This is a genomic window from Streptomyces sp. SID12501 (assembly GCF_010550245.1).
In the GTDB taxonomy this organism is placed as follows: Bacteria; Actinomycetota; Actinomycetes; order Streptomycetales; family Streptomycetaceae; genus Streptomyces.
In genome coordinates this window covers 1-461 of the sequence record NZ_JAAGLU010000555.1, presented here as the reverse complement: position 1 = coordinate 461, position 461 = coordinate 1, and the positions used below count along the sequence as shown (strand labels likewise).

The 461-nt window shown below is 70.1% G+C and carries 1 pseudogene; it reads right to left on the bottom strand.

Features of this window, described 5'->3' with window-relative positions:
* Nucleotides 1-459: pseudogene (locus tag G3I71_RS47260) on the bottom strand (transposase); the annotation flags it as partial.
* Nucleotides 460-461 lie beyond the last annotated feature (2 nt).

The window sequence follows — 461 nt, the reverse complement described above, 5'->3', positions numbered from 1 at the left end:
CCAGTCCATCGCCCGGTAGCAGGTGTCGTCGTCGATGGGGTCAAGGCCGTCGATGCGCACGTCGTGGTTGACCCACTCGGCGGCCGCCAGTTTCGAGGACGGTGCCAGAGCTCGGTTGGCGACCAGCGCGAACAGGGCGCGTTCGGTGGCCTCGACGTTCCGTGGACGACCTCGCCCCCGGGTGCCCAACGCGGTGACGATGCGCGGGAGTTCCAGCCGCTGCCACAGCTGGTCCAGGAGATACGCGCCGCCGAAGGGGCGGGACTCGACGAAGTCCAGCTCCGTGTTCGCCTCGACGGTAGCCGCCAGAGCGGCAGCCGGATCGAGCAACTTCGACAGTGAGCCGACCAGGCGGCGCACCGCGTCGGCGTCCAGCTGGTCCTCGCGACCGAAGCCGTACAGCAGCTTCGGCACCGACCGCCCCGCCACCGCGTCCCACGTGTTGTGGGCGAGGTGCAGGT